Origin of the sequence: Arthrobacter sp. EPSL27 (assembly GCF_001512305.1) — a bacterium.
Lineage (GTDB): Bacteria > Actinomycetota > Actinomycetes > Actinomycetales > Micrococcaceae > Arthrobacter.
In genome coordinates, this window is sequence record NZ_LNUT01000004.1 from 644,072 (window position 1) to 661,706 (window position 17,635).

Below are 17,635 nucleotides of genomic sequence, written 5' to 3' on the forward strand. Positions count from 1 at the left end.
GAGCCGAGCGACCACATTCAGGGGGGAGCCGGTGCGACTCGATGGAGGAATACATCATGGCGAAACATCGCAAGACCAGAAGGAGGGATGGCAGCCTTCCGGTTCGAGGGAAGGCGCCGGGTGTCACGCGCAAAGTCGCGGCCGGTGCCCTTGCCCTCATCCTCAGTGCCGGGGTTGTCCCGTCCGTGCTGGCGCCGGCGGTCTCGGCCGCCCCGACCGGTCAAGGTTTCACCCTCAATGCAGGCGATATCCGGTTCATCCTGAAGCAGATCAAAATCGCTGAAAACCACGCCACCAAGGAAGACGCCCAGGGCAACGACGTCCCGGGCCAGCCCCTGATGGGCTCCGGCCCCAACCAGATCGCCAACCCGCTGCTGCCCTACGGCCTCCGCACCGTGGACGGCACGGAGAACAACCTGGTGGAAGGCCAGGGCCACTTTGGTGCCGCGAGCCGGGCGATGCCGCGCCTCTCGGATCCCGAGTGGCGCACGTCGACCGGCGGGCAGAGCTACCAGTCGGTGAACTCCAACGTCACTGACAGCAATCCCCGCTTTATCAGCAACGTGATTGTGGACCAGACGGCGACCAACCCCGCGGCCGTGGCCGCTGCGGGCCAGGCCCACCGCACGGTCAATGACAGCCCGACGGCGGTGCCTTGCGATGGGGCGGGCCTGCCGGAGAACTGTGTGCCCGAAGGTGCCACCCTGGACATCCCCAACGTGACCACCGACTTCGGCCTCTCTCCGCCCTACAACGGCATGTTCGCGCTGTTCGGGCAGTTCTTCGACCACGGCGTGGACTTCACCAAGAAGACCAAGAACTACGTCATGATGCCGCTGGCCGAGGACGATCCGCTGTACGTTCCGGGCGGCCGCACCAACTTCATGCTGCTGAACCGGGCCGAAAACCAGGCCGGGCCGGACGGGGTGCTCGGCACCGCCGACGACATCCAGGACGCCACCAACACCGACTCGCCGTGGGTGGACCAGAGCCAGACCTACGCGTCCCATCCCTCGCACCAGGTGTTCCTACGGGAATACGTCCTCAACGAGAACGGCGATCCGGTCACCACGGGCGAGCTGATTGAAGGCGAACCGGGCGGCATGGCCACGTGGGGGCATATCAAGGAGCAGGCCCGGGAACTCCTCGGCCTGGAGCTGTCGGATGTCGATGTGGCCGACGTCCCCAAGATCGCCACTGACCAGTATGGCCGGTTCCTGCGCGGTCCCAACGGGCTCCCGCAGTACGAGACCGCCACCGGCCGGGTCGAAGGCAACCTGTCGGCGCCGGTTGCGCCGCCGGCCAACGTCGAGCGCATCGGCATCGCGTTCCTGGACGACATCGCGCACAACGCGGCGCCGTTCAACTCCCAGACAGGCCTGCCGCTGGCAGCTGACGGCGACTCCGACCTCAATCCGGTCACCGTACCGCTGGCCAATCCCGGCACCTACGACGACGAGCAGCTGGCGGCGCACTTCGTTGCCGGCGACGGACGCGTGAATGAGAACATCGGCCTGACGGCGATCCACCAGGTGTTCCACTCGGAGCACAACCGGCTGGTCACCTACATGCAGGACCTCATCACCACGCAGAACATCGACGTCAGTGAGTGGAAGCTCCCGAACGGGCAGTGGAACGGCGAACGCCTGTTCCAGGCTGCCCGCTACGTCACGGAGATGGAATACCAGCACATCGTCTTCGAGGATTTTGCCCGCAAGATCCAGCCGGGCATCAACCCGTTCAACGTGTTCACCCAGTCGGATACCGGCATCGACCCCTCCATCATGGCGGAGTTCGCCCACGCCACGTACCGGTTCGGGCACTCCATGCTGACGGAGACGATTGACCGTAAAACCAACTCCGGCGCCGACATCGGCATGCCGCTGCTGGATGCCTTCCTCAACCCCACGGCGTACTACTCCAGCACGGCCGGCACGCTTTCCCCGAAGCAGGCCGCCGGAGCGATCGCCATGGGCATGACGGACCAGGTGGGCGCCGAACTCGACGAGTTCGTCACCGACACCCTGCGGAACAACGTCCTGGGCCTGCCCCTGGACCTTGCCTCGCTGAACCTGGCCCGCGGCAGGGACACCGGCGTCCCGTCCCTGAACAACTTCCGTGCCCAGCTGTACGCGAGCACCGGCGAGTCCTCGCTGAAGCCGTACACCAGCTGGGTGGATTTTGGCCAGAACCTCAAGCACCCGGATTCCGTGGTGAACTTCATGGCTGCCTACGGCACCCACCCGACCATCACGGCAGCAACGTCGATCGCGGACAAGCGGGCGGCCGCCCAGCGGCTGTTCGATATGGACACCGCGGATGCCCTGACTCCGGCCGACTCGTTCGAGTTCGTCAACAGCACGGGCGCCTGGGCTGACGGGTCCACCGGCCTGGGCAGCGTGGACCTCTGGGTCGGCGGTCTCGCCGAGTACCAGAACCTCTTCGGCGGCCTGCTGGGCTCGACGTTCAACTACATCTTCGAGCGCCAGATGACGGACCTGCAGGACGGGGACCGCCTGTACTACCTTTCCCGCACCTCGGGCCTGAACCTGCGGACCCAGCTGGAAGGCAACTCCCTCTCCGAGCTCATCATGCGCAACACCGACGCATCGGCCCTCAAGGCTGACGTCTTCGGCGTCGCTGACTGCGAGTTCGAGATGGCCAACATCACCGGAACCACCGGCAACTCGGTGGCGGACGACCCGGCCTCGGCCTGTGATGAATCCGCGCTGCTGATGCGGATGGCGGACGGCACCATCCGGTACCGCGTCACCAACAGCGTCGACCGGCCCGGGCTCAACGCCCAGTCCACCTACAACGGACGCGACGACGCGGCAGACCGGATCTGGGGCGGCATCGACAACGACACCGTCTGGGGCAACAACGGCGACGACATCATCGAAGGCAATGATGGCGCCGACGTCGTCCTCGGCGGCGAGGGACGGGACCGCGTCACGGACTCGCACGGCGACGACGTGCTCAAGGGCGGACCCGGCAACGATGCGATCGACGCCGGACCCGGTTTGGACATCGTGATGTCCGGTGAGGGCGACGACTTCTCCAACGGCGGCCTCAACGGCAACGAAACGTTCGCCGGTGAAGGCAACGACCTGGTCCTCTCCGGAGACGGTCCGGACACCGTGTTCGGCGGCGGCGGCGATGACTGGCAGGAAGGCGGCAACTCCAACGACCTGCTCCAGGGCGACAGCGGCGCACCGTTCTTCGACGACATCAACGCCCCGGGCCATGACGTCCTGATCGGCGACTCCGGCGAAGACGACTACGACGCCGAAGGCGGCGACGACATTATGGTCGCCGGCCCCGGCATCGAACGCAACCACGGCGTCTTCGGCTTCGACTGGGTCACGCACGCCCGTTCGGTGGAAGCCGCCAACTCGGACATGCGGATGATCATCGTCGACGGCCCCAACGCCCTCAAGGACCGCTTCCTCCTGGTTGAGGCCCTTTCCGGCTGGGACAAGGATGACGTGCTCTACGGCGACGACCTGGTTCCGTCGCAGCCGAACAACGAAGTCAACGTCGAGGGCCTGACCAACGAACTCGACGCGGCGGGCATCGCACGGATCAGGGGGCTGGCGGACCTGCTGCCTCCGGGTGCCGCCACCTTCGGGGCCGGCAACATCATCATCGGCGGCTCCGGCAGCGACGAGATCTGGGGCAACGGCGCCGATGACATCATCGACGGCGACAAGTGGCTCAACGTCAGGCTCAGTGTTCTCGACGGCAACGGCGCCGAGACCCGGACGGCCACTTCGCTGACCGAGCTCCAGGCCGACATCATGGCCGGCACCATCGATCCCGGCAATGTGAAGATCGTCCGGGAGATCCTCTCCAGCCCGGGCGAGGCCGACGTCGACACGGCGGCCTTCTCCGGAAACCTCGACGAATACGACATCAGCACCGTCAACGGCGTCACCACCGTGACCCACGTCGGCGGCCGGGCAACAGATGGCACGGACCGGATCACCAACGTCGAACGGCTGCGGTTCCTGGACCAGACCATCAATGTTGTCCCGGATGCTGTGGTTGCGCCCGCTGCCCCGGCTGCCCCGACTGCGGTTGGCGGCAACACGACGGCAACGGTGAGCTTCGCAGCACCTGAGGGTGCCGACACGCTCAACATCCTGGTCCGCAACGGCAACACGGTGGTCAACACCATTGAAGGCGTCGCGGCAACGGAAACGTCGCTGGTGGTGGTGGGCCTGACCAACGGCACCGCCTACAACTTCCAGGTTGAGGCAGTCAACGCCGGAGGAACCAGCCCGCGGTCCGCGGCATCGAATGAGGTCACCCCGGCCGCGCCGGCCGTGCCTGCGACGTCGATGCGGCTGAACGACTTCAACGGTGACGGCAACACCGATGTGATCGCCCGGGACGGGTCCGGCCAGCTGTGGCTGTACCCGGGCACGGGGACGGGTGACTGGTTCACCCGGATCAACCTCGGCGGCGGCTGGAACGTGATGACGTCGATCGTCAGCGCCGGCGATTTCAACGGCGACGGCGACGCGGACGTGATCGCCCGGGACACCAACGGGGAGCTCTGGCTCTACCGGGGCACCGGGACCGGCGACTGGCTACAGCGGCAGAGCCTGGGCGGCGGCTGGAACGTGATGACCTCCATCGTTGCCCCGGGTGACTTCAACGCCGACGGCCGGGCGGACCTGATCGCCCGGGACAGCAGCGGACGCCTCTGGCTCTACCCGAACAACGGTGCCGGTGACTGGTTCACCCGCGTTGACCTGGGCGCAGGCTGGAACATCATGAGCTCCATCGTGGCCCCCGGCGACTTCGACGCCGACGGCAAGGTGGACCTGATCGCCCGCGATTCCAGCGGCGAACTGTGGCTCTACCCGGGCAACGGGCAGAACGAATGGTTCACCCGGGAAAGCCTCGGCGGCGGCTGGAACACGCTGAACGCCATCACCGCTCCGGGCGACATGGACGGCGACGGGAAGCCCGACGTCATCGCCCGGGACACCAGCGGCCAGCTGTGGCTCTACCCGAACGACGGTGCCGGTGACTGGTTCACCCGCATCGACCTCGGCGGAGGCTGGAGCCCCATGACCGCGATCCTGTAACCCGCCGGACCTCCGCCGGACAACCCGGTGGCGGTCCTGGGTACAGACACGGCAGGCAGGAAGGAAGGTCCCCCGCATCGCTCACGATGCGGGGGACCTTCCGCGTCCGGCCCGTCACGGGCTGCGCGGTAGGCTTGGGGTACCCGGGATTCTCACGAATTTCGGCTATTCGTGTTGCCTGCACCCCCGTGATCCCTTCAGGAGCCACAGCTATGAGCCTCAACGGACCCTCACTCACCGGCCTGCGCCGGGCCCTGGCCGAGGACCGGAACTACGCCCGCGTCAAGGCCGAAGCCTCCCGGGGCTTCGCGGCCCGGAGCGAGGACTACCAGATCAGCGCCCCGGCCGGGCTGCGCCCGGCCCTGCTGGCGGAGATGGCGGAAGGTCTGACGCAGTCTTGGGCACCGCAGTCGGTGGAAGACACGGACGGCACCGGCGCCCCCGCGCCCGTGGTCCTGGCCATCACTGCCACCGGCAGGGAAGCCGAAGACCTGTCGGCTGCGCTGCGGGCCTTCCTGCCGAGCGACGCCGTCGCCGAGTTCCCCAGCTGGGAAACGCTCCCGCACGAACGGCTCTCACCGCGTTCGGACACGGTGGGCCGGCGCCTGTCCGTGCTGCGCCGGCTGGCGCACCCCGAAACGTCCACCGCCGGCGCCCTGCGCGTTGTGGTGGCCCCGGTCCGCGCCGTGGTGCAGCCGATTGTGGCCGGACTGGGCGAACTGGTCCCCGTGACCCTGAAGGTGGGCCAGGAGATCCCGTTCAGCGACGTGGTCCGGAACCTGGCCGCCGCCGCCTACGCCCGCGTGGACATGGTCACCCGGCGCGGTGAGTTCGCCGTCCGCGGCGGCATGCTGGATGTTTTCCCGCCCACCGAGGACCACCCCATCCGGGTGGAGTTCTTCGGTGACGAGGTGGACCAGATGCGCTGGTTCGCCGTCGCGGACCAGCGCTCGTTGACCGCGCCCGGCGTGCACCATCCCACCGAACTCCACGCCCCGCCGTGCCGGGAAATCCTCATCACGCCGTCGGTGATGTCCCGCGCCGCGACGCTGAAATCCCAGCTGCCGGCCGCCGCGGACATGCTTGAGAAAATCGCCGGCGGCATCGCGGTGGAAGGCATGGAGTCCCTGGCCCCGGTGCTGGTGGACGCCATGGTGCCGTTCCTGGACCAGTTCCCGGCGGGCTCCATGGCGGTGGTGATCGAACCCGAGAAGGTCCGCACCCGCGCCCACGACCTCGCCGCCACCAACGAGGAATTCCTGGAAGCGGCGTGGTCCACGGCCTCCGACGGCGGCGCCGCGCCCCTTGATCTGACGGCGCAGGCCACGGAGGCCCTGCACTCGGCCAGCTTCCGTTCGCTCACGGAGACCCGGACGGCGGCCCTCGCCCACGAGGTGTCCTGGTGGTCCATCAGCTCGCTGGCCACCGACGAGGAACTGCTGCCCGACGTCGACGTCCTCAACCTGCACGCCCGCGAACCCCGCGGCTACCAGGGCGATGTGGCCGAAATGATGGACTTCATCGGCTCCCACGTGCGCGACCAGTGGCGGATCGTCGTCGCCACCGAAGGGCCCGGACCGGCGCAGCGCCTGGCCGAACTCTTCCACGACAACGACATCCCCTGCGCCAGGGTCGAGGCCCTGGAGGAGCTGCCCCAGGCCGGGCTGATCGAGGTCACCACCGCCTGCGTCGGCCGCGGTTTTGTCCTCGAGCCGCTGAAGCTCGCCCTGCTGACCGAGGCTGACCTGCTGGGCCGCACCTCGCCCGGTTCCACGAAAGACATGCGCCGGATGCCGTCGAAGCGGCGGAACGCGGTGGACCCGCTGCAGCTCGTGGCGGGGGACTCCGTGGTGCACGAGCAGCACGGCATCGGCCGGTTCGTGGAGCTGATTCAGAGGAAGGTGGCAGGCGGGGGCGACGGCGTGCGCGAGTACCTCGTACTGGAGTACGCGCCGTCCAAGCGCGGCGCCCCCGGCGACCGGCTCTTTGTGCCGACGGACCAGCTGGACCAGGTCACCCGCTACGTCGGCGGCGACACCCCGGCGCTGAGCAAAATGGGCGGCGCGGACTGGGCCAGCACCAAGTCCAAGGCCCGCAAGGCGGTCAAGGAAATTGCCGGGGAGCTGATCCGGCTCTACTCGGCACGCATGGCCTCCCGCGGATACGCCTTCGGCCCGGACACCCCGTGGCAGCGCGAGCTGGAGGAAGCATTCCCGTACGTGGAAACCCCGGACCAGCTGACCACCATCAACGAGGTCAAGGCGGACATGGAACGGGAGATCCCGATGGACCGGCTGATCTCCGGCGACGTCGGCTACGGCAAGACCGAAATTGCGGTCCGGGCGGCGTTCAAGGCGGTCCAGGACGGCAAGCAGGTGGCCGTGCTGGTGCCGACCACCCTCCTGGCCCAGCAGCACTATGAAACATTCACCGAACGGTTCTCCGGCTTCCCGCTGGTGGTCAAGCCGCTGTCCCGGTTCCAGGCCGCCAAGGAGGCCAAGGAAACCGCCGAAGGGGTCAAGGCCGGTTCCGTGGACGTGGTGATCGGCACCCACCGGCTGCTGTCCAAGGACTTCGCGTTCAAGGACCTCGGCCTGGTGATCGTGGACGAGGAGCAGCGTTTCGGCGTCGAGCACAAGGAAGCGCTGAAGAAGATGCGCACCAACGTGGACGTCCTGGCCATGAGCGCCACCCCGATCCCCAGGACCCTGGAGATGTCGCTGACCGGAATCCGCGAGACCTCCACGCTGGCCACCCCGCCGGAGGAACGGCACCCCGTCCTGACATACGTGGGCCCGTACACGGACAAGCAGACCTCCGCCGCGATCCGCCGCGAGCTGATGCGCGAGGGCCAGGTGTTCCTGGTGCACAACCGGGTCTCCACGATCGACCGGACCGCGGCGAAGATCCGCGAGCTGGTCCCGGAGGCCCGGGTGGAAGTGGCGCACGGGCAGATGTCCGAAAGCCGGCTGGAGCAGATCATCGTGGATTTCTGGGAGAAGCGCTTCGACGTCCTGGTCTGCACCACCATCATCGAGACCGGCCTGGACATCTCGAACGCCAACACGCTGATCGTGGACGGCGCGGACAAGTACGGCCTCTCCCAGCTGCACCAGCTGCGCGGGCGGGTGGGCCGCGGCCGTGAACGCGCCTACGCCTACTTCCTCTACCCGTCCGAAAAGCCGCTGGGCGAGGTGGCGCTGGAACGGCTCAAGGCCGTGGCCACCCACAACGAACTCGGCGCCGGCATGCAGCTGGCCATGAAGGACCTCGAGATCCGCGGCGCCGGCAACCTGCTCGGCGGCGAGCAGTCCGGCCACATCCAGGGCGTCGGCTTCGACCTCTACATCCGCCTGGTCGGCGAAGCCGTGTCCGAATTCCGCGGCGAGGCCGAGGAAAAGGCCGCGGAGATGAAGATCGAGCTGCCGGTCAACGCGCACCTGCCGCACGACTACGTGCCGGGCGAACGGCTGCGGCTGGAGGCCTACCGCAAGCTCGCCAGCGCCATCACCACCGAGGCCATCGACGAGGTGCTTGCTGAACTGGTGGACCGCTACGGCGAGCTGCCGCTGCCGGCGAAGAACCTGATCGACGTCGCCCGCTTCCGCGTCGGGGCCCGCAGCGCCGGGCTGTCCGACGTGGCCCTGCAGGGCAACTTCATCCGGTTCTCCCCGGCGCAGCTGCCGGAGTCCAAGCTCATGCGGCTCACCAGGATGTACCCCGGGTCGCAGTCCAAGCCGGCCCTGGACGCGGTGCTGATCCCCAAGCCCAAGACCGCGCGGATCGGCGGCCGGGACCTGCAGGACGCCGAAATCCTGGAATGGGCCAACGGCGTCATCCGCAACATCTTCACGGATGAACCGGTGGCAGCCTCGCCGACGGGACGCTAACCCATGATGGGAGGACACCACGCCGCGTCGGGAGCCGCGGCGTGGGTGGCGGTCGCCTCGACGGGGCCGTACACGCTGGGCTGGTATCCGCTGGACGCGGCCGGAATTGTGATCGGCGGAATGGCGACGGCGGGAACCGCCCTGGTCTGCGACTGGGACCACCGCTCCAGCACGGTGGCGCAGTCGCTGCCGCCGCTGTCGAATGTGATCGCCGTCGGCATCGAGAACGTGTCCGGCGGGCACCGGCAGGGCACGCATTCCCTGCTGGGTGCGGCGTTCTTCGTCCTGCTCGCAGCACTGGCCGGGCAGTTCCAGCTGCAGACGGACTGGGGGCTGTTGTCGGTGGGAGCCGGCCTGCTGTGCATGTTCATGATCAACATCGCGGCCAAGGCGCTCAAGCTGTTCCCCAAATACGGTTGGATCAGCAACTGGGTCTTCGCACTCACCATGGCCGGTCTGGTGACGTGGTTCGCGCCGCACCAGTGGACCTGGCTGCCCGTCTCCATGCTGATCGGCGTGCTGGTGCACATCGTGGGGGACATGATCACCACCGGGGGAGTGCCCCTGCTGTGGCCCATCGTCATCAAACCGCCGAAACTGCTGCGCAAGCTGCCGCTGCTCCGGAACGTCTGGAAGGCCAACGGGGCGTTCTCCATCCCGCTGCTCGGCCGGGCGGGGTCGCGGCGGGAATGGTTTGTGCTGATCCCGGTCAGCGCCTACGCGATGGTGGGCATGTTCGGCGCGGCGCTGGCCCTGGCCAGGCTGCACTGGCCGGACGCCGTCGCCCTGGGCACCGGCCTGATCAACAGCCTGTTCGCCCTGCTCGCCGCCGCGTAGCCGCGTGCAGCGTGTGGTCCGTACTCCTTAAAGCACTGAAGCCCCGGTTTCCCGGGGCTTCAGTGCTTTAAGAGTGTGGTGTCAGCTTTCGCCGGCGGAGTCCGAGCGGCCGGTGATGGTCTGGGGAATCCAGAAGGCCAGCGCGAACAGGCCCAGGCAGACAGCCATCGGCCAGGGGTTGCCGAGGGTCAGGAAGCCCAGCGAGTAGATCGACGCGAGGAACAGGACCATCATCAGGGCGAACAAGATGATGCTCGAGCCAAGGCTGTTCTCGTTCTGCGGCGTCTTGGTGTTGGTGTTGCTGGACATTCATTCCTCCTCGGCCCCGTGGGGCTCAAAACTGTGGCGGCAACGGTTCTTACCGGATAGCGGTCAGTACGCGGAGGAACCCTGTTCACCCTTGACGATCGCGATGCCGGAGCTGGCGCCAATTCGTGTTGCACCTGCAGCAATCATAGCCTGAGCGTCGGCAAGGGACCGCACCCCGCCCGAGGCCTTGACACCGAGGTCAGGGCCCACTGTCCGGCGCATCAGGGCGACGTCGTCAACGGTGGCCCCGCCGCCGTTGAAGCCAGTGGACGTCTTCACGAAGTCGGCGCCGGCTTCCACCGCGGCCTCGCAGGCCAGCACCTTCTGGGCATCATCCAGCAGGGCGGTCTCGATGATGACCTTCAGGATCGCGCCGCCCTCGTGGACGGCCTCGGCGACAGCCGCGATGTCATCGACCAGGGCGCCCTTGTCGTTGGCACGGGCCGCGGCGATGTTGATCACCATGTCCACTTCCTCGGCGCCGTCCAGCACGGCGCCGCGGGCCTCAAACGCCTTGACGTCACTGGGGGTGGCACCCAGCGGGAAACCGACAACGGAGCACGTCAGGACACCCGAACCCTTGAGGGCCTTCTTGACCGACTTGACCCACACCGGGTTCACGCACACCGACTTGAAGCGGTACTCGGCCGCTTCCGCACAGACCTTCAGGACCTCGGCCTCGCTGGCCTCCGGCTTGAGCAGGGTGTGGTCGATGTACGAGGCGATGGTTCCGGCGCCCGGGGCGGTGGCGGCTCCGCCGGCGGCAGGGGTGGCGCTTCCGGCGGTGACGGGGGCTTCGTTGCTCATGGTGTTCCCTTCGTGGCTTCTCAGGTGTCCATCTTGCCATAACGGCCCACCTGCGGCCGGGGCCTGCGCCGGGGCTCAGGCGGCCCGGGCGAGGTCCTCCGCCATGACGGCCTGGAGCACCTGGGAGGCGCAGACGGACGCGGCGGAGGACGCCGCCACCAGCAGTCCCAGGCGCACGCCCTCGAACACGGCGGCGTCGCCGACGGCCCAGATTCCCGGGACCGAGGTGCGGAAGTTCCGGTCGATGACAATCCCGCCCTGGCGCGCCGTCGCCAGCCCGGCACTGACCGCGAGGGCGTCCCGTGCCAGCGGTTCCTCGGCCAGGACCACGAGGTCTCCGGCCATGCTGGAGCCGTCCTCGAACACCACGCCCGCAGCCGGGAGCGGGGAGCCTGCGAGGGTGGGAACCACCGAGGCCGGCCGCTGGGTGGTGCGGATGGGGCGGACGCCGCGGGCCCGGAGCACGGCTTCGGCCTGGCCTGCGGACGTACCGGTGCCCACCAGGATGCCCAGCGGGCGGCGGCCCAGGACCCGGGTGACCTCCTTGACGGCCTCGCCCAGCCGGGCGGCGTCGTCGATGGTTGCGTAGTTCAGGCACCGGCCTTCCCCGGCCAGCGGCGCTCCGGCGGGGGACGACCCGGTGGCGATGACCAGCTGGTCGTAGCTGAACTCGAGGCCGTCCGCCGTCGTGACGTAGCGGCGGTCGGGGTCGATGTAGCTGGCCGGCTGGCCGAAGCGGACGGAAACCTGCGGGAGGGCGGCGAGCTCCAGCAGCTCCGCGGGCGCGTCGTCCCGGTTGCTGAGAACAGTGATGCCGCCCGCGAAAGGCGTCCGCGTGAGCTGGCGGACCAGGGCCTGCGCCGCAGGCCCGGCCCCGGCGATAACGATGCGGGGCCGGGCCGCGGAGTCGGTGGAGCTGGCGGAAACGGTGGAGGTGGCGGACATGGTGAGGCCCTTTCGCTGGTGGCCCGTGGTGTGGCCTGACTGCTTGATGCCACCAGCGTAGGCGGGCGTTTTTTCCGGCGTGTTTCCCGGGTGTTGCAGTATTTTCCCGGGCCGTTCGCCAATGTTTACCGGCCAGTAATGCCGTGGGTCACACGCGGATCCGGTAGCCGCGCTTCACCACGGTCTCCACCAGCCTGCCGTCCGGCAGGGCCGAGCGCAGCCGGCTGACCGTCATGTCCAGGGCATGGACGGAACCGCGGAGTTCCAGCAGTTCGGACAGCGACTCACGGGTCAGGACCGCGCCGCCGGCACCCAGCAGGGCCCGCAGCAGCAGCAACGGAGCGGGTGCCAGTTCCACGGCCTCGCCGTCGATCCGCAGCGAACGGCCCCGGAGCTCCACCCGGCCCGACGCCGTGTCCAGGCGCCGGACGTGGTTGAGGGCAAGGTGCTCCACGACAAGCCGGATCAGGGCGCCCATCCGGAACCGGTCGGGGACCAGCGGCTGCAACCCTGCGTCGACGAGCGGCTGCGCGGTGATGGGGCCGACCACAGCGGTGGCCACGGTGGTCTTGAGGCTCTCCACCAGCTGCTTGTACAGGCCCATCTCGTGCGCGGTGCTCCACATCGCGTCCACCGCGGGGGCGCTGGTGAACGTCAGCACGTCCAGGTTCCCGCTGCAGGCGGCCTCGATCAGCCGCGGCAGCCGGTCCGCGCCGTCGGGCTTGACCCAGCGGTACGGGGTGACGGTCAGGACCGTGGCCCCGGACATCCGGAGCCGTTCCAGCTGGCGGACGTCGGTGTAGCCGTGCAGCTGCACCGCGACGGTCTTGCCGCGCACCCCCTCGGCGAGGAGCATGTCCACCAGCGTGGCGGTGGTCTCGTCGCTGCTGATCCCGACGTCGGCCAGCCCGGCGGCGCGGACGGCGCCGCGGGCTTTCGGCCCGCGGACGAACATCCGGGTGGCGCCGAGGGTGTCCAGCAGCTGCTCGCCGATGCCGAAGGTGTCCGCGGCCTCGCACCACCTCCGCATGCCGTAGGCGGTGGTGGCGATGCACAGGTCAGGGCGGGCGGCGATGATGGCGCGGGTGTCCTCGATCAGGTTCAGGTCCTCCTGCACCGGGGCGATCTTCAGGGCCGGGGCGTGCAGCACCTGGGCGCCGCGGCGTTCCAGGGCCTCGATCAGGTCCTGGGACCGGCGGTGCGAGGTCACACCGATCCGGAAGCCTTCCAGCGGCAGCTCCGCGGTGTCCAGGCCCGGATCCGGGGCCGGGCCGGTGCCGGCCAGGCCGGCCGGGGCGATCGCGTCGAGCGCGCTCACCGCCCTCACGCTCCCATCAGGGACGCGGCCAGGCGGTCCAGTTCGGCTTCCGCCTCCGCGCAGCCGCGGTTGGCCTCCGCCACCCGGACGACGTCGCCGATCACCAGCACAGCCGGGTTGCTGCAGTCGGCAGCCGCCGTGGTGATGGTGCCCAGCTCGGCAATGGTGGTCCGCTGTCCGGGGCGGTAGCCGCGCTCCACCACGGCCATCGGCATGTCGGCGCGCATTCCTGCCCGGCGCAGGCCGGCGGCGAGCTGGTGCAGGGTTCCGATGCCCATCAGCACCACGATGGTGCCGCCCAGCCCGGTCAGGTGCCGGTGTTCCGTATCGGTCAGCGGCGCGTGGCCGGAGACCACGGTGAACATGTGGCTGACCTCGCGGTGCGTGACAGGGATCCCGGCCGCGGCCGGGACGGAGATGGCGCTGGTGACACCGGAGATCACCCGGACGGGCACACCGGCCTTGACGCAGGCGGCCACCTCTTCGCCGCCGCGGCCAAACACGTACGGGTCGCCGCCCTTGAGCCGCACCACGTTCTTTCCGGCCAGGGCGGCGTCGACCATCAGCTCCTCGATGCCGGCCTGGCTGACCTTGTGGTGGCCGGGCTTCTTGCCCACATCCACGAGCTCGGCCGAGGTCAGGGACGGCAGCTCCTGGTACGGGGCCAGCCGGTCGTAGAACACGACGTCGGCGTCCCGCAGGGCCTTGACGGCGGAGACGGTCAGCAGCTCGGGGGTTCCCGGTCCGCCGCCCACCAGGGTGACGTGCCCGGCGGGCCCGGCGGCGGGTTCCACGGCCACCGGGATGCCGGTGTCGCGGCAGCGGCCCAGCAGGGCATCCCAGCCGGGCTGGCCGGCGTCGACGGCGGCGACCAGGAACGGGCGCTCGGGCAGCGGCCCGTCGTGGCGGGCGCCGGCCGGGCTGCTGAGCCGGGAGACAACGGCGCCGGCGGCGCGGTAGCGGCGGACGGCCTGCCGGGCGGCGGCGTCCGAGCCGGTGACCAGGACGTCGCGGCCGGTGAGGTCAATGGTGATCTGCATGGCTATACCTCGTTCTCGTCAAGCAGTTCCGGGGTGGCCGCGCGGACCGGGATGGAGGACCCGATCAGGACGGGCTGCTGCCCGGCGAGCGCCTTCTCTTCGGCCGTGGCCGGGCGCATCTGGCCGCGCTCGTCCGGGACGAAGGTGATGGAATCGTCCTTCTGGTCCGGGGCGTTGACGAAGGAGCGGAAGCGGCGCAGCCGTTCGGGATCCCTCAGGGTGTCGGCCCATTCGTCGATGTACGTGTCCACGTGCTTGGCCATGGCCGCCTCGAGGTCCGCGGCGATGCCCAGGGTGTCGTGCACCACCACGTCCTCGACGTGCTTGATGCCGCCGTCGAGCTCCTCCTGCCAGCGCGCGGTGCGCTGCAGCCGGTCGGCGGTGCGGATGTAGTACATGAAGTAGCGGTCGATGTACTTGATGAGCGTTTCGTCGTCCAGGTCCTTGGCCAGCAGCTGGGCGTGCGCCGGGGTGGCGCCGCCGTTGCCGCCGACGTAGAGGTTCCAGCCGTCCGCGGTGGCGATCACCCCGACGTCCTTGCCGCGGGCCTCGGCACATTCGCGGGCGCAGCCGGAGACACCCATCTTGAGCTTGTGCGGGCTGCGGAGGCCGCGGTAGCGCAGCTCCAGGGCGATGGCCATGGCCACGGAGTCCTGCACCCCGAAGCGGCACCAGGTGGAGCCGACGCAGGACTTCACGGTGCGCAGGCTCTTGCCGTAGGCCTGGCCGGATTCGAACCCGGCGTCCACCAGCTCCTTCCAGATCTCCGGGAGCTCCTCGAGCCGGGCGCCGAACATGTCGATCCGCTGCCCGCCGGTGATCTTTGTGTAGAGGTTGTACTTCTCGGCCACGGCGGCGATCACACCGAGCTTTTTCGGCGTGATTTCGCCGCCGGCGATCCGGGGCACCACCGAGTAGGTGCCGTCCTTCTGCATGTTGGCCAGGGCGCGGTCGTTGGTGTCCTGCAGGGTGCCGCGGCCGGCGTCCAGGACGTAGGCGCTGTTCTGGCTGGCCAGGATGTTGGCGATGGTCGGCTTGCAGATGTCGCAGCCGTCCCCGGTGCCGTACGTGGCCATGATCTCCTCGAAGGAGGTCAGTTCCAGCACGCGGATGGTCTCGAAGAGTTCCTGCCGGGACAGCGCGATGTGCTCGCAGAGGGCCTTGGAAACTTCGACGCCGGATTTGGTCAGTTCACCTTCCAGCAGCTTCTTGAGCATCGGGACGCAGGAGCCGCAGCTGGTTCCGGCGCGGGTGCAGCCCTTGAGCCCGCCCAGTTCCCGGACGGGCGTGTTGCCCTCGCAGGCGCCGCAGCCGTTGACGGTGTCGCGGATGGTTCCGGCCGTCACGTTGTTGCAGGAGCAGAGGATGGCATCATCCGGCAGTTCGGTTTCGGGGGCGTCCCCGCCGCCGGCCGCCGTGAGGTACGCGCCCGGCTCGGCGGGGAGCTCGCGGCCCAGCATGGGGCGCAGCGACGTGTAGGGGGCGGCGTCGCCGACGAAGATGCCGCCCAGCAGGGTCTTGGCGTCGTCCGTGGTGACGATCTTCTGGTACACGCCGCGGGCCGGATCGGCGTACACAATCTCCAGGGCGTGGTCCGTGCGGGCGAACGCGTCGCCGAAGCTGGCGACGTCGACGCCGGAGAGCTTGAGCTTGGTGGCGGTATCGAAGCCCGGGAAGGTCGCGTCGCCGCCGTGCAGCCGGTCCGCGACGATTTCGGCCATGGTGTTCGCCGGGGCCACGAGTCCCAGGCACATGCCGCCGAAGTTGGCCACCTCACCGATGGCCCAGATGCCGGGAACCTCCGTGGAGCAGTCGTCCGAGATAACGACGCCGCCGCGCGCACCGAGCTGGAACTGCTGCGGTTCACCTTCGGCGGCGCGGAACAGCTCGTCGCGGGGCTTAACGCCGATCGCCACGATCACCAGGTCGGCGTCGATGATCCGGCCGTCGGCCATCAGCACTCCGGTGACCTGGCCGGCGTCGTCGGCCAGGACCTCGGAAGGGAACACCCCGCCGTGGACTGTGAAGCCCTTGGCCTCGATGAGCCGGCCGAGGGCCTGCCCGGCTCCCTCGTCCAGCTGGGTGTTCATCAGCCAGGGGGAGCCGTTGATGACCACCGGGGTGGCCCCGAGCTGCTCGGTGCCGGCCGCGGACTCCAGGCCCAGCAGCCCGCCGCCGATGGTGACCGCGGTGACCTTGCGGCCCAGCTTCTCCGTGAGGTCGGCGATGGCCTTGTTGATGGCCCAGACGTCCTCCAAGGTGCGGTAGACGTGGGTGAGCTCGGCACCCGGGATGGGCAGGCGGGCGGCGTCGGAACCGGTGGCGACCACCAGGTCGTCGTAGGGGTAGACGGTCCCGGCGGCGGTGGTGACGGACTTGGCCGCCGTGTCGATGCCGGTGACGCGCTCGCCGGTCCGCAGAGTGAGCGCCTCGTGGTCCCACAGGGACGCCTCGCCCAGGGTGAGGTCGACGCCGGCGTCGGTGAGGGCTTTGCTCAGGGCGACGCGGTCGTAGGGGAGGTGGGCTTCCTCGGTGAGGACGGTGACCTGCCAGCCGTCCAGGCCCCGGGCATGCATGGCATCGGCGAAGCGGTGGGCGGCGGGGCCGCCTCCGGCAACCACCACGCGGCGCGGCGGCAGGGTGCGCTCTGCGCCCTGGTTCTGGGGGCTTGAAGTCTGTCCGGTCACTGTGGGCCTTTCGCAGGGGCCGCAGTCGGTGCTCCGCGGCCTTCTCAATCGAAGTGTCCGTCCAGACTAGGCAGGCGCAGTTTCGCTTCAGTTTCCCGAATGTTTCGTGGTCTTAACTTCTGCATCACGAACGCATTTCCGGCCGCGTGAGGTCTCTTTTACCCGCCGGACACATTCACCGCACCCGGTGGAAACACCCCGCCCCTAGCGTGGAGGTGTGGCCGCAGGAGCGGCTGAGCCCGTCAGGACTGGACAGAAAGGGGCCGGCATGACTGCCGTACTTGAAACCGCAGCGCGGAGCTTCGTTGAACACCCGGGCGCCGGCACCGGCTGGCACCGTGTGTGCGCCGTGGAGGACCTGGAGCCGGCCTGGGGTGAGGCCGCGCTGATCGCTGGGCGCCAGGTGGCGTTGTTCCGCACCGTCTCCGGTGAGGTGTACGCCGTCGCCCAGGAGGACCCTGCCACGGGGGCCTTCGTGATGGCCCGCGGCATCACGGGATCGCGCGGACCGCGGCCCACGGTGGCGTCACCGCTGCACAAGGAGGTCTACGACCTGGCCACGGGCGAGTGCCTGGGCACGCCGGGGCTCCGGCTCCAGACCTTCGGTACCCGGATTGTGGGCGGGTACATTGAGGTCGAACTCTAGGAACCGGTACAGACCCCGCGAGTTGGCATTTCACGGCAGTGTTTTCCGCAAACACTG

Annotated in this window: 10 protein-coding genes; 4 read left to right on the forward strand and 6 right to left on the reverse strand. The window is 68.9% G+C overall.

What is annotated here, in order from left to right:
- Positions 1-56: 56 nt before the first annotated feature.
- The 3 genes from AR539_RS07640 (at position 57) to AR539_RS07650 (ending at position 9,826) form a co-directional block, all read left to right on the forward strand.
- Positions 57-5,099 (forward strand): peroxidase family protein, encoded by a 5,043-nt coding sequence (locus AR539_RS07640; protein ID WP_157360945.1) that lies wholly within the window; start codon positions 57-59, stop codon positions 5,097-5,099.
- Positions 5,100-5,311: 212 nt separating this feature from the next.
- Positions 5,312-8,989 carry a transcription-repair coupling factor gene (gene mfd, locus AR539_RS07645; RefSeq protein ID WP_066434383.1) on the forward strand — a complete coding sequence of 1,226 codons (3,678 nt, stop codon included), beginning with the start codon at positions 5,312-5,314 and terminating at the stop codon, positions 8,987-8,989.
- 3 nt (positions 8,990-8,992) lie between these two features.
- Positions 8,993-9,826: a metal-dependent hydrolase gene (locus AR539_RS07650; protein WP_197410573.1), complete on the forward strand. Its 834-nt coding sequence runs from the start codon at positions 8,993-8,995 to the stop codon at positions 9,824-9,826.
- Between the two features lie 81 nt (positions 9,827-9,907).
- On the opposite strand, the gene AR539_RS07655 is transcribed toward AR539_RS07650, so the two are convergent.
- The 6 genes from AR539_RS07655 to nirB form a co-directional block, all read right to left on the reverse strand.
- The gene (locus AR539_RS07655; protein WP_066434386.1) at positions 9,908-10,135 is read right to left on the reverse strand and encodes a hypothetical protein; all 228 of its coding nucleotides are present in this window, start codon (positions 10,133-10,135) and stop codon (positions 9,908-9,910) included.
- A gap of 63 nt (positions 10,136-10,198) precedes the next feature.
- Positions 10,199-10,942 (reverse strand): deoxyribose-phosphate aldolase, encoded by a 744-nt coding sequence (gene deoC / locus AR539_RS07660; RefSeq protein WP_197410574.1) that lies wholly within the window; start codon positions 10,940-10,942, stop codon positions 10,199-10,201.
- Between the two features lie 75 nt (positions 10,943-11,017).
- The gene (locus tag AR539_RS07665; RefSeq protein ID WP_066434388.1) at positions 11,018-11,887 is read right to left on the reverse strand and encodes an FAD-dependent oxidoreductase; all 870 of its coding nucleotides are present in this window, start codon (positions 11,885-11,887) and stop codon (positions 11,018-11,020) included.
- Between the two features lie 148 nt (positions 11,888-12,035).
- Entirely contained in the window at positions 12,036-13,172 is a 1,137-nt protein-coding gene (locus tag AR539_RS07670; protein ID WP_066436285.1) for a uroporphyrinogen-III synthase, read from the reverse strand.
- Between the two features lie 38 nt (positions 13,173-13,210).
- Positions 13,211-14,245, reverse strand: coding sequence for a uroporphyrinogen-III C-methyltransferase (cobA, locus tag AR539_RS07675; RefSeq protein WP_066434390.1), 1,035 nt, complete (start codon positions 14,243-14,245; stop codon positions 13,211-13,213).
- Between the two features lie 2 nt (positions 14,246-14,247).
- Complete coding sequence (nirB, locus tag AR539_RS07680) at positions 14,248-16,932, reverse strand: nitrite reductase large subunit NirB (protein ID WP_066434392.1); 2,685 nt, start codon at positions 16,930-16,932, stop codon at positions 14,248-14,250.
- A 268-nt stretch (positions 16,933-17,200) separates the two neighbouring features.
- Here nirB and nirD point away from each other — a divergent pair, with 268 nt between their 5' ends.
- Positions 17,201-17,578 (forward strand): nitrite reductase small subunit NirD, encoded by a 378-nt coding sequence (nirD, locus tag AR539_RS07685; RefSeq protein ID WP_066434396.1) that lies wholly within the window; start codon positions 17,201-17,203, stop codon positions 17,576-17,578.
- Positions 17,579-17,635 lie beyond the last annotated feature (57 nt).

Bases quoted from the DNA above. Each gene is read 5' to 3' on its own strand.
- AR539_RS07640 (WP_157360945.1), top strand. From the start codon at position 57: ATGGCGAAACATCGCAAGACCAGAAGGAGGGATGGCAGCCTTCCGGTT.
- mfd (WP_066434383.1), top strand. From the start codon at position 5,312: ATGAGCCTCAACGGACCCTCACTCACCGGCCTGCGCCGGGCCCTGGCC.
- AR539_RS07650 (WP_197410573.1), top strand. From the start codon at position 8,993: ATGATGGGAGGACACCACGCCGCGTCGGGAGCCGCGGCGTGGGTGGCG.
- AR539_RS07655 (WP_066434386.1), bottom strand. From the start codon at position 10,135: ATGTCCAGCAACACCAACACCAAGACGCCGCAGAACGAGAACAGCCTT.
- deoC (WP_197410574.1), bottom strand. From the start codon at position 10,942: ATGAGCAACGAAGCCCCCGTCACCGCCGGAAGCGCCACCCCTGCCGCC.
- AR539_RS07665 (WP_066434388.1), bottom strand. From the start codon at position 11,887: ATGTCCGCCACCTCCACCGTTTCCGCCAGCTCCACCGACTCCGCGGCC.
- cobA (WP_066434390.1), bottom strand. From the start codon at position 14,245: ATGCAGATCACCATTGACCTCACCGGCCGCGACGTCCTGGTCACCGGC.
- nirD (WP_066434396.1), top strand. From the start codon at position 17,201: ATGACTGCCGTACTTGAAACCGCAGCGCGGAGCTTCGTTGAACACCCG.